This window comes from Citromicrobium bathyomarinum (assembly GCF_038594485.1).
Taxonomy (GTDB): Bacteria; Pseudomonadota; Alphaproteobacteria; order Sphingomonadales; family Sphingomonadaceae; genus Alteriqipengyuania; species Alteriqipengyuania bathyomarina_A.
The window spans coordinates 585,123-600,530 of sequence record NZ_JBCFZG010000001.1 but is presented as its reverse complement, the minus strand read 5'-3'; the positions used below and the strand labels follow the sequence as shown (position 1 = coordinate 600,530).

Sequence of the window (15,408 nt, the reverse complement as noted above, 5' to 3'; positions counted from 1 at the left end):
CTTCGCCGGGCCCCTTCTCCGCGAGGTTTCGCGGGATTTCTCGAGGGGCCCGGTCTAAGCGGGAGTGGTGAAATGTCGGTAAACTTTACAGGGGCTCTCGCCCCGGCCCAACGTGCCTAGTCGTTCGGCGCGACCCGGTCTGCTGCGTCCTTCACAGCTTCGCCAGCATTGTTGGCCGCATCCCCGACTTGCGAGGCAGCCTCGCCGATCGCATTATCCTTAGCGACCTCGGCATTGCTCATGTTGCTGAAGAAGTAGACCGCGATAATGATCGCGACCACGGCCAGGAGCACGAGCAGGATCGTAGCGCCCCCGCCGCCCCGACGCGGTTCGTTATCGCTGACGATGGTATGGGTCGTGTGGGTGTGGCCCGCTTCATCGGTATGTTCGGTAATGCGTTCTTCGGTCATGGTGCTTCCGCCCGGCTTGTGGTCAGTGCTTTGCAAAAAGGGCAACGGGGGTTGCGGTTCCCCAACCTGTGCTAGTCTGCCGGGACCTGAGATGGCCCGCGTAGCGATCGCGCCGGGCATTCGGCCCTTCGGCAGGTGCGACACCCCGGACCGATCGGGACGGCATCCTCAGGCTTGAGCGAGACACCTCTGGCGAGCGCAAAATTGTCGGCAAAGCGGGCCTCGAGCCCGAGGAAGAGCGTGTCTTCGCGCGGTTCGTCGGCGATCGGCGGGGCTGCGATCTGGGCAATCAGCCAGTGCGGCGGCCCCAGCGCGCCGCTTTCCATCATCACTGCCTGCGCGCGCCATTCCGCAGGCGCGTGAAAAGCCAGGCGGGGGCAACCCGGTCGCCTGTCCAGCAGGCTTGCGTCGCTTGCACCGAGCAGACGCTCGACCAGCTGCACCGATGGGTCCACTCTCCCCACGAAGAACGGCAGGCCGCGCTGGCTCACCCTCTGCATCGTAGTAAAGCGCCGCGCGACCTCGCCCACATCGGTGGCGAAGCGGCGCGCCAGGACGCGCGGATCGTAAGCGGTCGCCTCACACGCGCGCAGGAAACGGCCATAGGGCATGATCAGGGCGCGGGCGTAATAACTGCGCAGATAGCTGGTGAAAGCTGCCTTGGTGCCCGGCAGATCGAAGCTGGCACCATTGGCGATGTCGGCGATCATGTCGCGCTGTTCCAGCTCGGCGATCTGTCGTGCGAGCGCGAGATTGCGCGCCGCAGGGGAGAGCATTTCGGACAATTGCACTTGCCGCGCATGCAGATCGAGCCGCCGGTTCGCTTCCGGCATGACCGCTCGCGGAAGATAGCGGATCGCCAGATCGTGACGGTCGCGCAGGTAATCGGTCAGCGCCGCGCCGATATCCGCACGGGTCAGGCGTAGTTCGTCGGCCAGTTCCTCCGCTGCTTCGTCCAGATCGGCGAAGTGATTGCGCCAGCGCTCGATAGCGCGCGACAGTTCTTCCTCGAAGGGCTGTTCCTGATGAATCGCGCGTCCACCTTCGTCGAACAATCGGGCAAAGGCAGCCGCAGCCTGCGGTGCAGCGGCGAGGAACTCGATCGCTTCGGCGCGGTCAATTCCAAGATCCGCGAAGCGTTCGTCGCCCAATCGCCGCGCCAACCCGTCGATTCCACCGATCGCGCCGTCTTCCTGCAAGGATCGCGGGTCGTAGTCGAACTGGTCGACCAGCTCGAGCACGACGCGCGCCGTGACCGGGCGCTGGTTGCGCTCGATAAGATTGAGGTAGCTGGGCGAGATGGACAGGCGCTGCGCCATGACCGCCTGGGTCAGGCCTTCGCGGCGGCGCAGCCGGCGCAGCGCGGCGCCTGCGTAGAGAGATGGTTCGCTCATAAAGAAGGCTATGGCTCCCAGATGTAAATATATTTACAATCGCACAAACACATTGGGCGATAGCAGCCTCGGAAGACAAGTTGTTTTGTAATTTTTCTGTCTGAAGCGCGTCCCGATGCGTATCCGCTTGGCAGCACATCACTCCTGCGGAGCATCGCAATGACCTACCAGAATGAAATCAACAGCCTGAACAACACGATCGCCGAGGGCGGACCCGCGTGGGCTGCCATCGACGGCACGTCTGCTGCACGGATGCGCCTGCAGAACCGTTTCCGCACCGGGCTCGACATCGCGAAATACACGGCAAAGATCATGCGTGCCGACATGGATGCGTATGACGCCGATCCGGCGAACTACACCCAGTCGCTGGGCGCATGGCACGGTTTCATCGGCCAGCAGCAGATGATCGCGATCAAGAAGCATTTCGGCAGTACCAAGCGCCGTTACCTCTACCTGTCGGGCTGGATGGTCGCCGCGCTGCGCAGCGAATTCGGCCCCCTGCCCGACCAGTCGATGCACGAGAAGACCGCCGTGCCCGAACTGATCGAGGAAATTTACACCTTCCTCAAGCAGGCCGACGCCCGCGAACTGGGCGGCATGTTCCGCGACTTGGACGCTGCGCGCGAGGCAGGCAACGAAACCGAAGCCAAGCGGCTGGAGAACGCGATCGACAACTACGAAACCCACGTGGTTCCGATCATTGCCGACATCGACGCAGGTTTCGGCAATGCCGAGGCGACCTACCTGCTCGCCAAGCAGATGATCGAAGCGGGCGCCTGCGCGCTGCAGATCGAAAACCAGGTGTCGGACGAGAAGCAGTGCGGCCATCAGGACGGCAAGGTCACTGTGCCGCACGAGGACTTCCTCCAGAAAATCCGCGCGATCCGTTACGCCTTCCTCGAACTGGGCGTGGACGATGGCATCATCGTCGCGCGCACCGACAGTCTGGGTGCCGGTCTGACCAAGCAGATCGCCTACTCGACGCAGCCGGGCGATCTGGGCGACCAGTACAACAGCTTCCTCGATTGCGACGAGGTCGACCCGACCGACATCAAGAACGGTCAGGTCTTCATCAGCCGCGACGGCAAGCTGCTGGCGCCCAAGCGTCTGCCTAGCAACCTCTACCAATTCCGCCCCGGCACGGGTGTGGACCGGGTCGTGCTCGACTGCATCACCTCGCTCCAGCATGGCGCTGACCTGCTGTGGATCGAGACCGAGAAGCCACATGTCGAGCAGATTGCCGAGATGGTCGACAAAATTCGTGAAACCGTGCCGAACGCCAAGCTGGTCTACAACAACTCGCCCAGCTTCAACTGGACGCTCAACTTCCGTCAGCAAGTGTTTGATGCGTGGGAGGAAAGCGGCAAGGATGTCAGCGCATATGATCGCGCCAAGCTGATGAGTGTGGACTACGACGGCACCGATCTGGCGATCGAGGCGGATGCGAAGATCCAGAGCTTCCAGGCCGATGCCGCGAAGCGTGCGGGCATCTTCCACCACCTGATCACGCTGCCGACCTACCACACGGCCGCGCTCAGCACGGACAACCTCGCCAAGCGCTATTTCGGCGAAGAGGCGATGCTGGGCTACGTCAAGAACGTCCAGCGCGAGGAAATCCGCCAGCAGATCGCCTGCGTGAAGCACCAGAACATGGCCGGTTCCGACATCGGCGACGACCACAAGGAGTACTTTGCCGGTGAAGCGGCCCTCAAGGCCGGCGGCAAGGACAATACGATGAACCAGTTCGCCGCCTAGCTGCGAAGCCTTGTCACCGGGACGCTCGGTCGGCATGGCTGACCAGCGAGCCCGGGACATAGCATTGCCAATGGAGCGATAAGACCGATGACTGAAGAAACCGATACCCCCAAGGAACCGGGCCGCGCGCGTGCGCTGCTCTCCACTGCCGATTTCCGCCTGCTGCGCGCCGCTCTCGCAAGCCACGCGCGCACGACGGAAGACCGCGAGGAGCTGGCGAAGATCAACGCCTTGCACCACCGGCTTGGAACATACGTCCCCGACGCGGAATAATCGCGCGGAGAGGATGCCAGCGGCGGGCGCATGGGGATGAAGCCCCGTGCGCCCGCTTGCGTTTGGGCGGGTAGCGGCTAGACCGCGCGGCGAGTTTTGGCCCGAGGAGATCGACTAATGCCCCGCTTTGCTGATGGTGTCCTGAAGTTTCAGAACGAGGTCTTCCCCGCAAAGAAGGAACTGTTCGAACGGCTGAGCCTGGGCCAGTCGCCCGAGGCGCTTTTCATCACCTGCTCCGATTCGCGGATCGAGACGGGCATGATGACCCAGACAGATCCCGGCGACCTGTTCATCTGCCGCAACGCAGGCAACATCGTCCCTCCGCATACCAACCAGACCGGCGGGATGACCGCCAGCATCGAATTCGCCTCTGCCGCGCTCAAGGTGCCGCACATCATCGTGTGCGGTCACACCGAATGCGGCGCGATGAAGGGTGCGATGGACCTGCACCACGACGCCACCTCGCTCGACAGCCTGCCCCACGTCCGCGAATGGCTGGGCTACAGCCGCGCGGCGGTGGACATCGTCGACGCCCTGGCCGAGGGTAAGAGCGAGACGGACAAGATGCGCATGCTGCTGGAGCAGAACGTCGTCCTCCAGCTCCAGCATCTGCGTACCCACCCCACCGTCGCTCTCCAGCTGGCGCGCGGCGAGGTGGAGCTGCACGGCTGGGTCTACGACATCAAGACCGGCGCGGTGGACGCCTACGACGAGGCGCAGGACCGCTTCGTCTCCATCGAGGAACGCTACGGCCTGGGCGGCTAAATCCCCGAAACCGGCATCAGCTGCATGGCGGACGCTGCCAGCGCTTCGGCGCCGGTGGCGATCACCTTTTCCGCATCGGGCGCCCAAAACGGGCTGTGGAGCGACGGCAACGTCGCCTCAGCCTTCTGCGCGGCCTCCCATTCATCCATCGGTACGCCGCCGACCCAGAAGATGAAGGATTCGACGTCGTCGGGCGCCGCCCGGTGGAACTGGCCGAAATCCTCGCCCCCCATTACGCTGGGCACCTGCATCACGCGCTCCTCGCCAAACCGCGCCCGGAAGCCTGCAACCACGCTCTCGGTCAGCTTGGGATCATTGTAGGTTGAGGGCGTGTACGGCTCTTCCACCGTAACCACGGGCATCAGGTCGTCGGGCAGCCCCGCCGCAATGGCCTCCCCGCGCGCGATCCGGGCGATCCCGTCGAGCAGAAGCTTGCGCGATTCATCGGTATAGCTGCGCACGGTCAGTTGCAGCTTCGCCTCATCCGAGATGATGTTGTGCTTCGAACCTGCGCGGAAGCTGCCGACCGTCACCACACCGGGTTCGAGCGGCGAAAGCTCGCGGCTGACCAGCGTCTGCAATTTCATCACGATCGCACTGGCAAGCACGATGGGGTCCTTAGTCGTTTGCGGATAGGCCCCGTGCCCGCCGATGCCCTTCACCGTGATGTCGACGCTATCCACGTTCGCCAGCGCATAGCCCGGCGCGTAGCCGATCATCCCGGCGGGAAACTGCGCCGCATCGTGGAAGGCGATGGCGTAGTCCGGCTTGGGAAACCTCTCGTACAGTCCGTCCTCCAGCATCGCGAGTGCGCCCAGCCCCAGCTCTTCCGCCGGTTGCAGGATCATCACCAGCGTGCCGCTCCACTGGTCCTTGTGATCGACCAGTTGCTGCGCCGCGCCGATCCACGCGGTCATGTGCGTATCGTGGCCGCACGCATGCATCACACCGGTTTCGACCCCACTGGCAGGCGTCGCGGTGACGGTGGAGGCAAACGGCAGCCCGGTCTGTTCGACCACCGGCAGCGCGTCCATATCCGCGCGGATCAGCACGGTCGGCCCTTCCCCGTTCCTCATCACGGCGACCACGCCCGTCTTGCCGACGCCCTGGGTGACGTCGAAACCCATCGCCCGCGCGCGCGCGGCAAGCTTGGCCGAGGTTTCCGTTTCTTCGAAGCTCAGTTCGGGATGCTCGTGCAGGTCGCGGTAGAGCGCCATCAGTTCGGGCATGTCCTGCGCCACGCCTTCGCGCAGCGTGTCGGACTGGGCAAACGCCGAGGTGGAGCACAGTAACGCACCTGCCGCCGCTGCAATGGCGCCCGCCATCCTAACCTGTTCGAACATCCCCGTTTCTCCCCTTGCCCCGGTTGGCCTGACACACCTGACACAGTGTTCAGGCAACGAAATCCACTCGATCGATCATGGCCCGTCAATCGCTTTATTCGATAAGTTCCGGGCCGCACGAAAGCTCATATCCAACCCTTCGCAAATTTGGCGCGGGTAGGAAATGCTACAGCCGGTACGTCAGCACCAGCAGGACGGAGAGCGTCGTCACCATCAGCAGCACCAGCGGCACGCCAGTGCGGATGTAATCCGAAAACTCATAGCTGCCTTCGCCCATGATCAGCATGTTCGTCTGATAGGCGATCGGCGTTGCGTAGCACAGGTTGCAGCCGAACAGCACCGCGAGAACCAGCGGTTCCGGTGGCAGGCCAAGCTGGGTGGCGATGCTGAAGGCAATCGGGGTGCCCACGGTCGCGGCGGTCGCGTTCGACGCGAAGTTGGTCAGGACGGTCACGAACAGCATCACCGCCGCCAGCACGAAGGCGGGTGCCAGCGAGCTCATCCCGCTGGCCAGCACCATCCCCAGCCATGCCGCCGCGCCGCTCGCGTCGATGATCTGGCCGACCGCAATGCTGGCCGCGACCAGCACGATGACCTTTGCCGATAGCGCACGCCCCACCCGGTCGAACTTCACGCAGCCGGTGACGAACATCAGGATCGCGCCCGCCAGCGCAGAGATTGCGATGGGGAACAGGCCGATCGAGGCGGTGACGATGGCCCCGCCCATGATGACCGCCGCCAGCACCGCCTTGGAGCGTCGGGGTAGCTCGCGCATCCCTTCGAGCATCAGCAGGCTGTCGCCGCGCGCGAATTCTTCCAGCTCGGCGCGCAGGCCCGTCACCATCAGCACATCGCCTTCGGCAAAGCGCAGATCGGTGTCGGAATGGTCGGTCTGTTCCTTTTGCCCGCCCGTCCATCGATCGGGCCGATGCACACCGAGCACGGCGACGCCGTACAGGTCCGCGATGCCCGAGCTTGGCAGGGTACGACCGATCAGGCGCGAATCGGCCGTCACCGCCATTTCCACCACGATCACGTCGTCGCCGCGCGCATCGGCCTGCCGCTTGATCTTGGAGAGCACCCAGTCGGGTGCGACTTCGCCGCGCAGCAGGCGCATCGCGCTCTCGATACCTTCCTGCGTCCCCGATATGAGCAGGCGCTGCTGCGGATGCAGCTTGCCCACCGGCGGATTGTGCACGCGCACGTCCTTGCCCAGGCGCGGCAGGATGTCGGCCAGCGATTCACCGGTCAGCGGCCCGTCCTCGCTCACCCGCAGGCGCGCCTGGAAACGGCGGCTCTCGCGCGTCTCCTCGATCCGGTTGTCCTTCAGCAGTCGCGGCATCACCAGCCACAGGTACGGCAGCGCGATGGCTGCGGCGAACAGCACGATCGGGGTGAAGTGGAACACGCTCATCTCGGGCAGGCCGAGGTCCATGGCGATCGACACGACCAGAATATTGGTCGAGGTGCCGATGGTGGTCGCCATCCCACCGATCAGCACGGCCGCGTTCAGCGGGATCAGCGTCTTCGAGGCAGGCAGCGCACCGCGCGCGGCGAGGCTGACGAAGATCGGCAGCAGCAGGACCAGCACCGGCGTGTCGTTGACCGCCATCGACAGCAGCATCGCCGCCACCAGCGAGACCAGCAGGCCGATCTGGAGGTTCCATTTGAACAGACGTTCGAGGATCTGCGCTGCAGGCTCCAGCGCGCCCGTCACCACCAGCCCGCGCCCCATGATCATCAGCGCGCAGATGGTGATGAGCGCATAATGCCCGAAGCCCGAGAAGGCGAGCGAGAGGCCGTCCGTCGGCTTGGTATCGGGGAGCGGGAAGAAATACAGGAACACCGCGATGACCGCGATGGTCAGCAGCGAAACGATCTCTGTCGACAGCCTGCTGCGCGCGAAGCCGAAGAACATGGCGACCGTCACCACCATTGCGGCGATCGCGTGAAAGGAAGGGGGTTCGATCATCGCTTCGTCCAGCGATAGCGCTTCGCAGGGGCGCTAGGCAATCGTGCGCGTGCGCTATGCCAAGCAAAAATGCGCCGAATGCGCCATGTGCGTGGTGCCCCTGGCCCGACTCGAACGGGCACTCCTTGCGGAACTCGATTTTGAGTCGAGCGCGTCTACCAATTCCACCACAGGGGCTTCCCGTGCGAAGGCCGGGACGACTAGCCTAGCAATCCGGTCGCATCAACGACAAAGCCCCACAGGGCATAATTTCCCGGTCGAACAGGCAAGAACCAGCCTCGTGCCACCGGAAAAGCTCGGCCCAGTGCCTCGGGCCGCATCGCAATGGGATGCCTAGCCTGCGTTTCGCAGTGAAGCAGCGACGACCTTGTGCATTTTGGAATGCAGGCCGTCGTTTCCGGCAAGAACCTGCTCGGTATGGATCGGCTGGCTGCGGCCGCGATAATCGGTCACGAAGCCGCCCGCTTCGCGCACCAGCAGGCACCCCGCTGCGGTGTCCCACGGCTGCAGGTCGCTTTCCCAGAACCCGTCGAAGCGCCCGGCAGCAACCCATGCAAGGTCGAGCGAGGCGGCACCGAAACGGCGAATTCCTGCGACTTCCGGGCCGAGGGCGCCAAAGATGCGGCTCCATTCGGCGAAGTTTCCGTGACCCTGGAAGGGAATTCCGGTCGCGATCAGCGCATCGGACATGCGGTTGCGCGACGACACGCGCAGGCGCCCGTCGTGCAGCCAGGCCCCCCGGGTCTTCTCGGCCCAGAAAGTCTCGTCGGTGATCGGCTGATAGACGACCGCGGCAGTCACATCGCCCCAGCCCGAACCATCAAGCTTGCGCTCCTGCACCGCAATCGACACCGCGAAATGCGGGATGCCGTGGAGAAAGTTGCTCGTCCCGTCGAGCGGGTCGATCACCCAGCGCGGCTGGCCGTCCTCGCCCTTGATCTCGCCCGCTTCCTCCAGCAGGAACCCCCAACCGGGGCGCGCCTGCAACAGGTCGTCGTAGAGCGAGCGTTCGGCGCGCATATCCGCCTTGCTTACGAAATCCGCAGGGCCCTTGCGGCTGACCTGCAGGTGCTCGATCTCGCCGAAATCGCGGCGAAGCCTGCTGCCTGCACGGCGCGCAGCGCGCTCCATGACGCGGATGAGGCCGGAAAGTGCTGCCATTGGTCGTCAGCCAGCCTTGCCGACGTAGGACTGTTCGTACACGTCGACGATGATCCGCGTGCCACTTTCGATGTGCGGCGGCACCATGATGCGCACGCCGTTGTCGAGGATCGCGGGCTTGTAGCTGGAGGAGGCGGTCTGCCCCTTCACCACTGCGTCCGCTTCGACGATTTGCGCTTCGATCTGCTCGGGCAGCGCTACCGAGATCGGCTTTTCTTCCCACAGTTCCAGCGTCACGGTCATGCCGTCCTGCAGGAAGGGGCGCGCGTCGCCAAGCAGATCGCTCGGCAGGTTGATCTGTTCGTAGGTGTCGGTGTCCATGAAAACCAGCATCTCGCCGTCCTCATAGAGGAACTGATAGTCCTTGGTATCGAGGCGGACCTTTTCGACCGTGTCGGCGCTGCGGAAGCGCACGTTGGTCTTGCGGCCATCCTGCAGGTTCTTCATTTCGACCTGCATGTACGCACCGCCCTTGCCCGGCTGGGTGTGCTGGATCTTGGCAACCTTCCAGATGCCGCCCTCGTACTCGATAATATTGCCGGGGCGGATATCGACGCCACTGATCTTCATGGGTTTTACCTTGGGTGCTTGCAAAAGAGGTCTGCCGGGCGAGACGATGGGACGCCCAAGCAGCAAGGCGCGCGCCTTAGCCGAGCGCTCATGGTCAGGCAAGGCAAGGCATCCTATATTGCGCCGCATGGACAGGAAATTCCCGATTCTCGGCCCGCTCGTCGCCAGCGCCGCGCTCTTCACCAGTGTCGCCGCCGGCGCCTCCCCGACACCGCCGCCCCAGGCAGGCAGGCTCGATACGCTGCCGATCGGCTCCTATCAGTGCACGCTGCCCGGCGATGCGAGCGGGCCCGCCTGGCATCGCGTTCCCGAAGGCGACTTCAAGATTCTCAACGCTTCCAGCTATGAGGCAAAGGGGAGCAGCGGCGTCTACCTGCTGCGCGGCGACCTGGTCACGTTCACGCGCGGCCCGCTGAAGGGCATGAGCCTCGAACGCACGGGGCGCACGATGCTGCGCGAACGGGCGGACGACGGGTCCCTGGGGGATATGCGCTGCGTCCGGGCTGGCCCGGTCAACTGATCCGGCCCGCGGTCAGTCCTTCCCTGCGGAAAGGTATGGGTAGGGATTGATCGCGTTGGTCGGTTCCCACCATTCGGCGTCTTCGGTGGTCCGCATGATCGCGAAATGGAGGTGTGGGGCGTCGGGCGCGGCATTGCCCGTCGTACCGACCGTACCCAAACGCTGACCGCGTCTTATCTTCTGCCCCTCGTTCAGTCCCGGCGCGTACTTGTCGAGATGGGCGTAGTAGAAGATCGTCTGCTTGTCGTCGGACCGCACGTAGAGCGAGTTGCCGCCCTTTTCCGACCGATAGATCCGTTCGATCGTTCCCGGCGCCGCGGCGACAACGGTGGTGCCGCGCGGAGCCATGATGTCGATCGCCTCGTGCATCCGGGCACCGCCGTCACGTTCGGCAAGGAAGCTGTCGGATAGCTCGCCCGGTTTCACGTTCAGCACGGGAATGACCAGCTGCGAAAGGTCGCGCGCGCCCGGCCTTGTCGCATTGGCACTATCGTGCGTCACGATATTGCGCTCTTTGGAGGCGCTGGCGGCGCTCTGCTCGCCTCCCGCAACAGTTTCCTGACTGACGGGCTCGGGCGTCTTCACGGCCTGGGCCGGACTGGTTTTTTCGATCTGGCTGTCGGAACCCGACATGTCGAGCAGGCTTCCACCCGCGACGATCCATACCATCGAGGTAATCGTTGCAGTGACGATGATGGTGAGGACGCGGTCCAGCACGCTCATCGACTTCGCCTTAACCGACCTCAGTCCCTCGAACATGGTCCGTGTCCTCCAACCTCTTGACGAAAGCCTTAACGGCTTGCGCCTCGTCACCGTTCCACACGGCGCCGCTGACGGCGAGGAAATCGGCGCCTGCGGCAATCAGCGGTCCGCAGTTTTCCGGCGTAATTCCCCCGATGGCGACGCTCGGAAGTTCGAATATCTGCGACCACCATTCGAGAATTTCGGGAGTCGGCCGTTCGGCGTCGCCCTTATCCTTTGTGGTGCTGGGGTAGAACGCGCCGAAGGCGACGTAATCCGCTCCTGCATCGCCCGCTTCCATCGCGAGATGGCGCGAGGCGTGGCAGGTAACACCGATCTGGGCCTGCATTCCCAGCGCGTCACGCGCTTCCTGCACGGTGCCGTCGTCCTGCCCGAGGTGGACACCGTCAGCTTTCAGCCGCTTGGCGAGCGCGATATCGTCGTTGACTATGAAAGCGACATCGCGCGCGGCGCAGATTTCCTGCAACGGCGCAGCCAGAGCCGCAGCCTCGTGCTGACCTGCTGAGCCTTCGAACCCCTTCACGCGGAACTGAAAGGCAGTGACGTGTCCGTTGCCCGCGTCGATCGCGCGAGCGAGCCGGTCGGGGAAATCGCGACCCACGTCGAGCGGGGAGATCAGGTAAAGCTGCGTCGGAATTTGCGCAATCGCGCCATTTGCGTCGTTCATGACTGGCGCACGTAGCCGGGTAAGCGCGGTTCGTCGATATTCAGCGAACCGCAAGCGAACCGGGCGCTATGTGCGGAGCATGAGATACGCTCCCCTGCTCGCGCTTGCCGCGATCCTTCCGCTCTCCGCCTGCGCGGTCGTTCCCAACGCAGGGCCGATCGTCGATTCGCCCCACGAGATTGCGCAGCAGGGCACCCTCGTGCCGCTGCTGCAGCCGGTGCAGGTCGGCAGCGTTGTCGCCACGCCGATGCGCGTGACGGAGGACAGCCGCTGCCCGATGAACGCGCGTTGCGTGTGGGCAGGACGGGCCGTGGTCGAAACACGGATCGACGGCCCTGGCTGGCGCCAGACTCAGCCACTCACGCTGGGCGAACCGCACACCGTACGCGGCGTGACGATCACTCTGGTGTCGGTGCAGCCCGAAAAGCAGACCGACAAGCAGATCACGTCCGCCGAATACCGCTTCGCTTTCGAAGGCGGATAGCCTTCAGCCAGCGGTGCTGGCGGCGTAAATCTCGTCGATCGCGCTTTCGAGTGCGTTGTCGAACTTCTGATCGTCCATCTGCGCACGCAGCTCTTCCAGCAGTGCGCGGCTGAAGCTTGCGATCATACCGGTGTTCTTGGCCAGTTCCCGACAGGCTTCTTCACGGCCGTAGCCACCCGACAGCGCCACGACGCGCAGCACCTTGGGGTGGTGGACCAGCGGCAGGTAGAGGTTCGGCTCGCTCGGGATCGTCAGTTTGAGCATGACCTGCTGACCTTCGGGCACACGCTCCAGCTCTTCCTGGAACGCCGCGAGCAGGTGCGCCTCGGCGGTGCCGCGATTGTCCGCCTTCAGGCTGACTTCGGGTTCGAGGATGGGCACGAGGCCGTGGCTGAGGATTTCGAGGCCGATATCCATCTGCTGACGGACCGCATCGGCAATGCCCTGGCGGTTCGCCTCGTGCACGACCGAGCGCATCTTGGTCCCGAACACGCCCAGCTTTTTGGCGCGTGCGCACTGGTCGGCCAGCTGCGGCATGTCCTTCATCAGCTGCACACCGTTTTCGGTATCGTGCATGCCCTTGTCGACCTTCAGGAACGGCACGATGCCCTTGCCTGCCAGCCTTTCGGGGATCGGCATGCCTTCGGGATTGCAGCCATCCATGGTCTTTTCGAACAGGATCGCGCCGACAACCTTCTCGCCAGTGAAGACCGGGCTTTCGACGATGCGGCAGCGCATCTCGTGGATCTTGGCGAACATCTCGTCTTCGCCCGAATATTCGCTTTCGGCGACGCCGTACCCGGCCAGCGCCTTGGGCGTGGAGCCGCCCGACTGATCGAGCGCAGCAATAAAGCCGTCGCCGTTGGCGATCTTCGCCTTCATCTCTTCGAAATTCATGCCTTAACGCTTCCCTTCGGGCCGGTTTGCCAGCTTGTGACGCATACGAATGCAGATGCGGCGCTCCTAGGCAGCCGCCGCGTGCAACGCAACATCGGCAAGGCAACCTTTTCGCGGGTGTGCTTTATCGGCCAATCGCGCCGCGCCGAGGCTGTATGGCAGTATTGGAACTGAGGCTAGCCAGCGCAAAAGCCGCAGGGTCGGTGGTCAGCGGCAGGTGACGTAGCCAGTGCCGACCGTCTTGGTCTGCTTGCCCTTGCTGATGACGATCTTGTCTGCGCGCGCTTTCATGCCCGACATCACCCAGCCCCTCAGCGTGTCGTCTTCGCACAGAGCGCGTTCCAGCTGACCCTGTGCATCGATCCAGCTGGTATCGACATCCACGGTGTCAGGGCGGACATAGAAGGTATAGACCTCAACCCCGCTCTGCGATCCGGTGAAGGTGAGCTCCCAGCCCTTGGGGACGGACATTTCCTCGTTGTAGAAGGCCGCGATCACGGGCCCGGCGCCCTTCCATTCCTGCGCCTGCGCAGCCGTGGCGATCAGTGCGGATGCCAGCACCGCCGTGCCTGACACACCGGCAAAAATCCACTTGTCGAGCACCCGCAATCCCCCCGAATGGAAACAAAACCAGCGCAGGAATTATTCCGACGCCTGCCATCGGTCAATCGGGATCAGTCGCGGGTTCCGCGCACCTTGCGGATGATCGCGTCGAAGCGAAGCACCGGGTTGCCGTCGGCCCGGACCTGACCGGCAACGAAGATCGTCTTGCCGCCTGCGCGCACGACCTCTCCGGTCGCCTCGATCAGCTGGCCCACGCGTGCGGGATCGAGGAAATCGCCGCTCAGGCTCAGCGTCACGCCACGGCTATCGCCCATCGCGTCGCGCGCGATGGTGAAGATCGCGCTGTCGGCAAAGGTCATCAGGCAGCCACCATGCATGAAGCCCGCGCCGTTCATGTGGCGCGGTTCGGCGCGGAACGCGGTCAGCATCGTGCCATCGGCCTGCCGCTTTTCGTAGAACGGTCCGGCGCGCTGCTCGAACGCGTCGCTCTGCCAAGTCTGCCAGCCTGCAAACTCGCCCCCGGTCACATCGACCAGGCCGTTGCCGCCCTCACCTACGCCTTCGTTCTCGCTCATCGTGTCAGGCCTTCAGCGCCTCGACACCGGGCAGCGGCTTGCCCTCCATCCATTCGAGGAAAGCGCCACCAGCGGTTGAAACATAAGTGAAATCGTCGGCCACACCCGCAACGTTGAGCGCTGCGACCGTGTCGCCTCCGCCCGCGATCGAGACCAGCGAACCTTCTTGGGTCAGCGCAGCAGCAGTGCGCGCGAGGCTGACGGTCGCCTGATCGAACGGCTCGGTCTCGAACGCGCCGAGCGGCCCGTTCCACACCAGCGTCTTGCAGGTCTTGAGCACATCGGCGAGTGCTTCGGTCGCTTGGCCGCCGATGTCGAGGATCATCTCATCGGCGGCGACCTCGTGTACATTGCTCGTGCGCAGCGACGGGGGATTGGCGGCGAACTCCTTCGCCACCACGACGTCATACGGCAGGTGCACGGTGCAGCCCGCGTGGTCCGCCGCGTCCATGATGGCATTCGCCTTGTCGACCAACTCGTGCTCGCACAGCGACTTGCCGACATCGGCTCCGCGCGCGGCAAGGAAGGTGTTCGCCATCCCGCCACCGATGATGAGGTGCTGCACCTTGCCGACGAGGTTGGTCAGCACGTCGAGCTTGGTCGATACCTTCGCCCCGCCCACCACTGCGGCCACCGGCTCTTCCGGGTTACCAAGCGCCGCATCGAGCGCCTTCAACTCGGCCTCCATCGCCCTGCCCGCGTAAGAGGGAAGGAAATGCGTCAATCCCTCGGTCGACGCATGCGCGCGGTGCGCGGCGGAGAAGGCATCGTTGACGTAAAAATCGCCATGCGCGGCGATCGCCTTGGCGAAATCGGGATCGTTCGCTTCCTCGCCCGGCCAGAAGCGCGTGTTCTCCAGCAGGCCGATATCGCCATTGCGCAGGATGCCGAGCGATTGCTCGACCGACGGGCCCGCGACCTCAGAGATGAACATGATCTCGCGACCCAGCACCCGATCCACATCGCCCTGTACGTAGCTGGTGCTCATGGTCGAATTGCGCTGGCCTTTCGGGCGCCCGAAATGCGCCAGCAGCAGCACTTTCGCGCCCTTGTCGCTGAGTTCGAGGATCGTCGGCTTCGCCGCCTCGACCCGCGTGACGTCGGTCGCCGAACCATCCTTCATCGGCAGGTTGAGATCGACGCGCACCAGCGCGACCTTGCCGGAAAGATCGGCAGGCAGATCGTCGAGGGTTTTGAACTTGGTCATGGGAACTCCCGATCCTCCCCCTTGGGGGAGGGGGACAGCGCGCGCAGCGCGGGGTGGAGGGGCACGCTCGAAATCTCCGAATGGTGGTG

Annotated in this window: 17 protein-coding genes and 1 tRNA gene; 5 read left to right on the top strand and 13 right to left on the bottom strand. The window is 64.1% G+C overall.

What is annotated here, in order from left to right:
• Positions 1-116: 116 nt before the first annotated feature.
• On the bottom strand, positions 117-410 hold the full coding sequence (locus AAG591_RS03000) for a hypothetical protein (protein WP_342529473.1): 294 nt from the start codon (positions 408-410) through the stop codon (positions 117-119).
• Between the two features lie 71 nt (positions 411-481).
• Positions 482-1,804: a helix-turn-helix domain-containing protein gene (locus AAG591_RS02995; RefSeq protein ID WP_342529472.1), complete on the bottom strand. Its 1,323-nt coding sequence runs from the start codon at positions 1,802-1,804 to the stop codon at positions 482-484.
• Between the two features lie 159 nt (positions 1,805-1,963).
• Here AAG591_RS02995 and AAG591_RS02990 point away from each other — a divergent pair, with 159 nt between their 5' ends.
• The 3 genes from AAG591_RS02990 (at position 1,964) to AAG591_RS02980 (ending at position 4,597) form a co-directional block, all read left to right on the top strand.
• Positions 1,964-3,559 carry an isocitrate lyase gene (locus tag AAG591_RS02990; protein ID WP_342529471.1) on the top strand — a complete coding sequence of 532 codons (1,596 nt, stop codon included), beginning with the start codon at positions 1,964-1,966 and terminating at the stop codon, positions 3,557-3,559.
• Between the two features lie 87 nt (positions 3,560-3,646).
• Positions 3,647-3,832 (top strand): hypothetical protein, encoded by a 186-nt coding sequence (locus tag AAG591_RS02985; protein ID WP_342529469.1) that lies wholly within the window; start codon positions 3,647-3,649, stop codon positions 3,830-3,832.
• A 117-nt stretch (positions 3,833-3,949) separates the two neighbouring features.
• Positions 3,950-4,597, top strand: a complete 648-nt coding sequence (locus tag AAG591_RS02980; protein WP_342529468.1) for a carbonic anhydrase — start codon at positions 3,950-3,952, stop codon at positions 4,595-4,597.
• Here the strand turns inward: AAG591_RS02980 and AAG591_RS02975 are convergent.
• From AAG591_RS02975 to efp, 5 genes are all read right to left on the bottom strand, one after another.
• Positions 4,594-5,940: an amidohydrolase gene (locus AAG591_RS02975; RefSeq protein WP_342529467.1), complete on the bottom strand. Its 1,347-nt coding sequence runs from the start codon at positions 5,938-5,940 to the stop codon at positions 4,594-4,596. The genes AAG591_RS02980 and AAG591_RS02975 overlap by 4 nt on opposite strands.
• A 166-nt stretch (positions 5,941-6,106) precedes the next feature.
• Positions 6,107-7,912, bottom strand: coding sequence for an SLC13 family permease (locus AAG591_RS02970; RefSeq protein ID WP_342529466.1), 1,806 nt, complete (start codon positions 7,910-7,912; stop codon positions 6,107-6,109).
• A gap of 92 nt (positions 7,913-8,004) precedes the next feature.
• A tRNA-Leu gene (locus AAG591_RS02965) sits at positions 8,005-8,089 on the bottom strand.
• Between the two features lie 156 nt (positions 8,090-8,245).
• Positions 8,246-9,073, bottom strand: coding sequence for an inositol monophosphatase family protein (locus AAG591_RS02960; RefSeq protein WP_342529465.1), 828 nt, complete (start codon positions 9,071-9,073; stop codon positions 8,246-8,248).
• A gap of 6 nt (positions 9,074-9,079) precedes the next feature.
• Positions 9,080-9,643 carry an elongation factor P gene (gene efp, locus AAG591_RS02955; RefSeq protein ID WP_342529464.1) on the bottom strand — a complete coding sequence of 188 codons (564 nt, stop codon included), beginning with the start codon at positions 9,641-9,643 and terminating at the stop codon, positions 9,080-9,082.
• 127 nt (positions 9,644-9,770) lie between these two features.
• On the opposite strand from efp, the gene AAG591_RS02950 reads away from it, so the two are divergent.
• Positions 9,771-10,163, top strand: coding sequence for a hypothetical protein (locus AAG591_RS02950; RefSeq protein ID WP_342529463.1), 393 nt, complete (start codon positions 9,771-9,773; stop codon positions 10,161-10,163).
• A 12-nt stretch (positions 10,164-10,175) separates the two neighbouring features.
• Here the strand turns inward: AAG591_RS02950 and AAG591_RS02945 are convergent, their stop codons facing one another.
• Entirely contained in the window at positions 10,176-10,922 is a 747-nt protein-coding gene (locus tag AAG591_RS02945; protein ID WP_342529461.1) for a M23 family metallopeptidase, read from the bottom strand.
• Positions 10,897-11,592: a thiamine phosphate synthase gene (gene thiE / locus AAG591_RS02940; RefSeq protein WP_342529460.1), complete on the bottom strand. Its 696-nt coding sequence runs from the start codon at positions 11,590-11,592 to the stop codon at positions 10,897-10,899. Before thiE ends, AAG591_RS02945 begins: the two co-directional genes overlap by 26 nt.
• Positions 11,593-11,671: 79 nt before the next feature.
• Between thiE and AAG591_RS02935 the strand changes: the two genes are divergently transcribed.
• The gene (locus tag AAG591_RS02935) at positions 11,672-12,076 is read left to right on the top strand and encodes a hypothetical protein (protein WP_342529459.1); all 405 of its coding nucleotides are present in this window, start codon (positions 11,672-11,674) and stop codon (positions 12,074-12,076) included.
• 3 nt (positions 12,077-12,079) lie between these two features.
• Here the strand turns inward: AAG591_RS02935 and AAG591_RS02930 are convergent, their stop codons facing one another.
• The 4 genes from AAG591_RS02930 to AAG591_RS02915 all read right to left on the bottom strand — a co-directional run bounded on the left by AAG591_RS02930 (position 12,080) and on the right by AAG591_RS02915 (position 15,319).
• A complete protein-coding gene (locus AAG591_RS02930; RefSeq protein ID WP_342529457.1) occupies positions 12,080-12,973 on the bottom strand; it encodes a fructose bisphosphate aldolase in 894 nt (297 codons plus the stop codon).
• Positions 12,974-13,180: 207 nt separating this feature from the next.
• On the bottom strand, positions 13,181-13,576 hold the full coding sequence (locus AAG591_RS02925; RefSeq protein WP_342529455.1) for a hypothetical protein: 396 nt from the start codon (positions 13,574-13,576) through the stop codon (positions 13,181-13,183).
• A 71-nt stretch (positions 13,577-13,647) separates the two neighbouring features.
• On the bottom strand, positions 13,648-14,112 hold the full coding sequence (locus tag AAG591_RS02920; RefSeq protein ID WP_342529453.1) for a PaaI family thioesterase: 465 nt from the start codon (positions 14,110-14,112) through the stop codon (positions 13,648-13,650).
• Between the two features lie 4 nt (positions 14,113-14,116).
• On the bottom strand, positions 14,117-15,319 hold the full coding sequence (locus AAG591_RS02915; RefSeq protein ID WP_342529452.1) for a phosphoglycerate kinase: 1,203 nt from the start codon (positions 15,317-15,319) through the stop codon (positions 14,117-14,119).
• Positions 15,320-15,408: the final 89 nt, after the last annotated feature.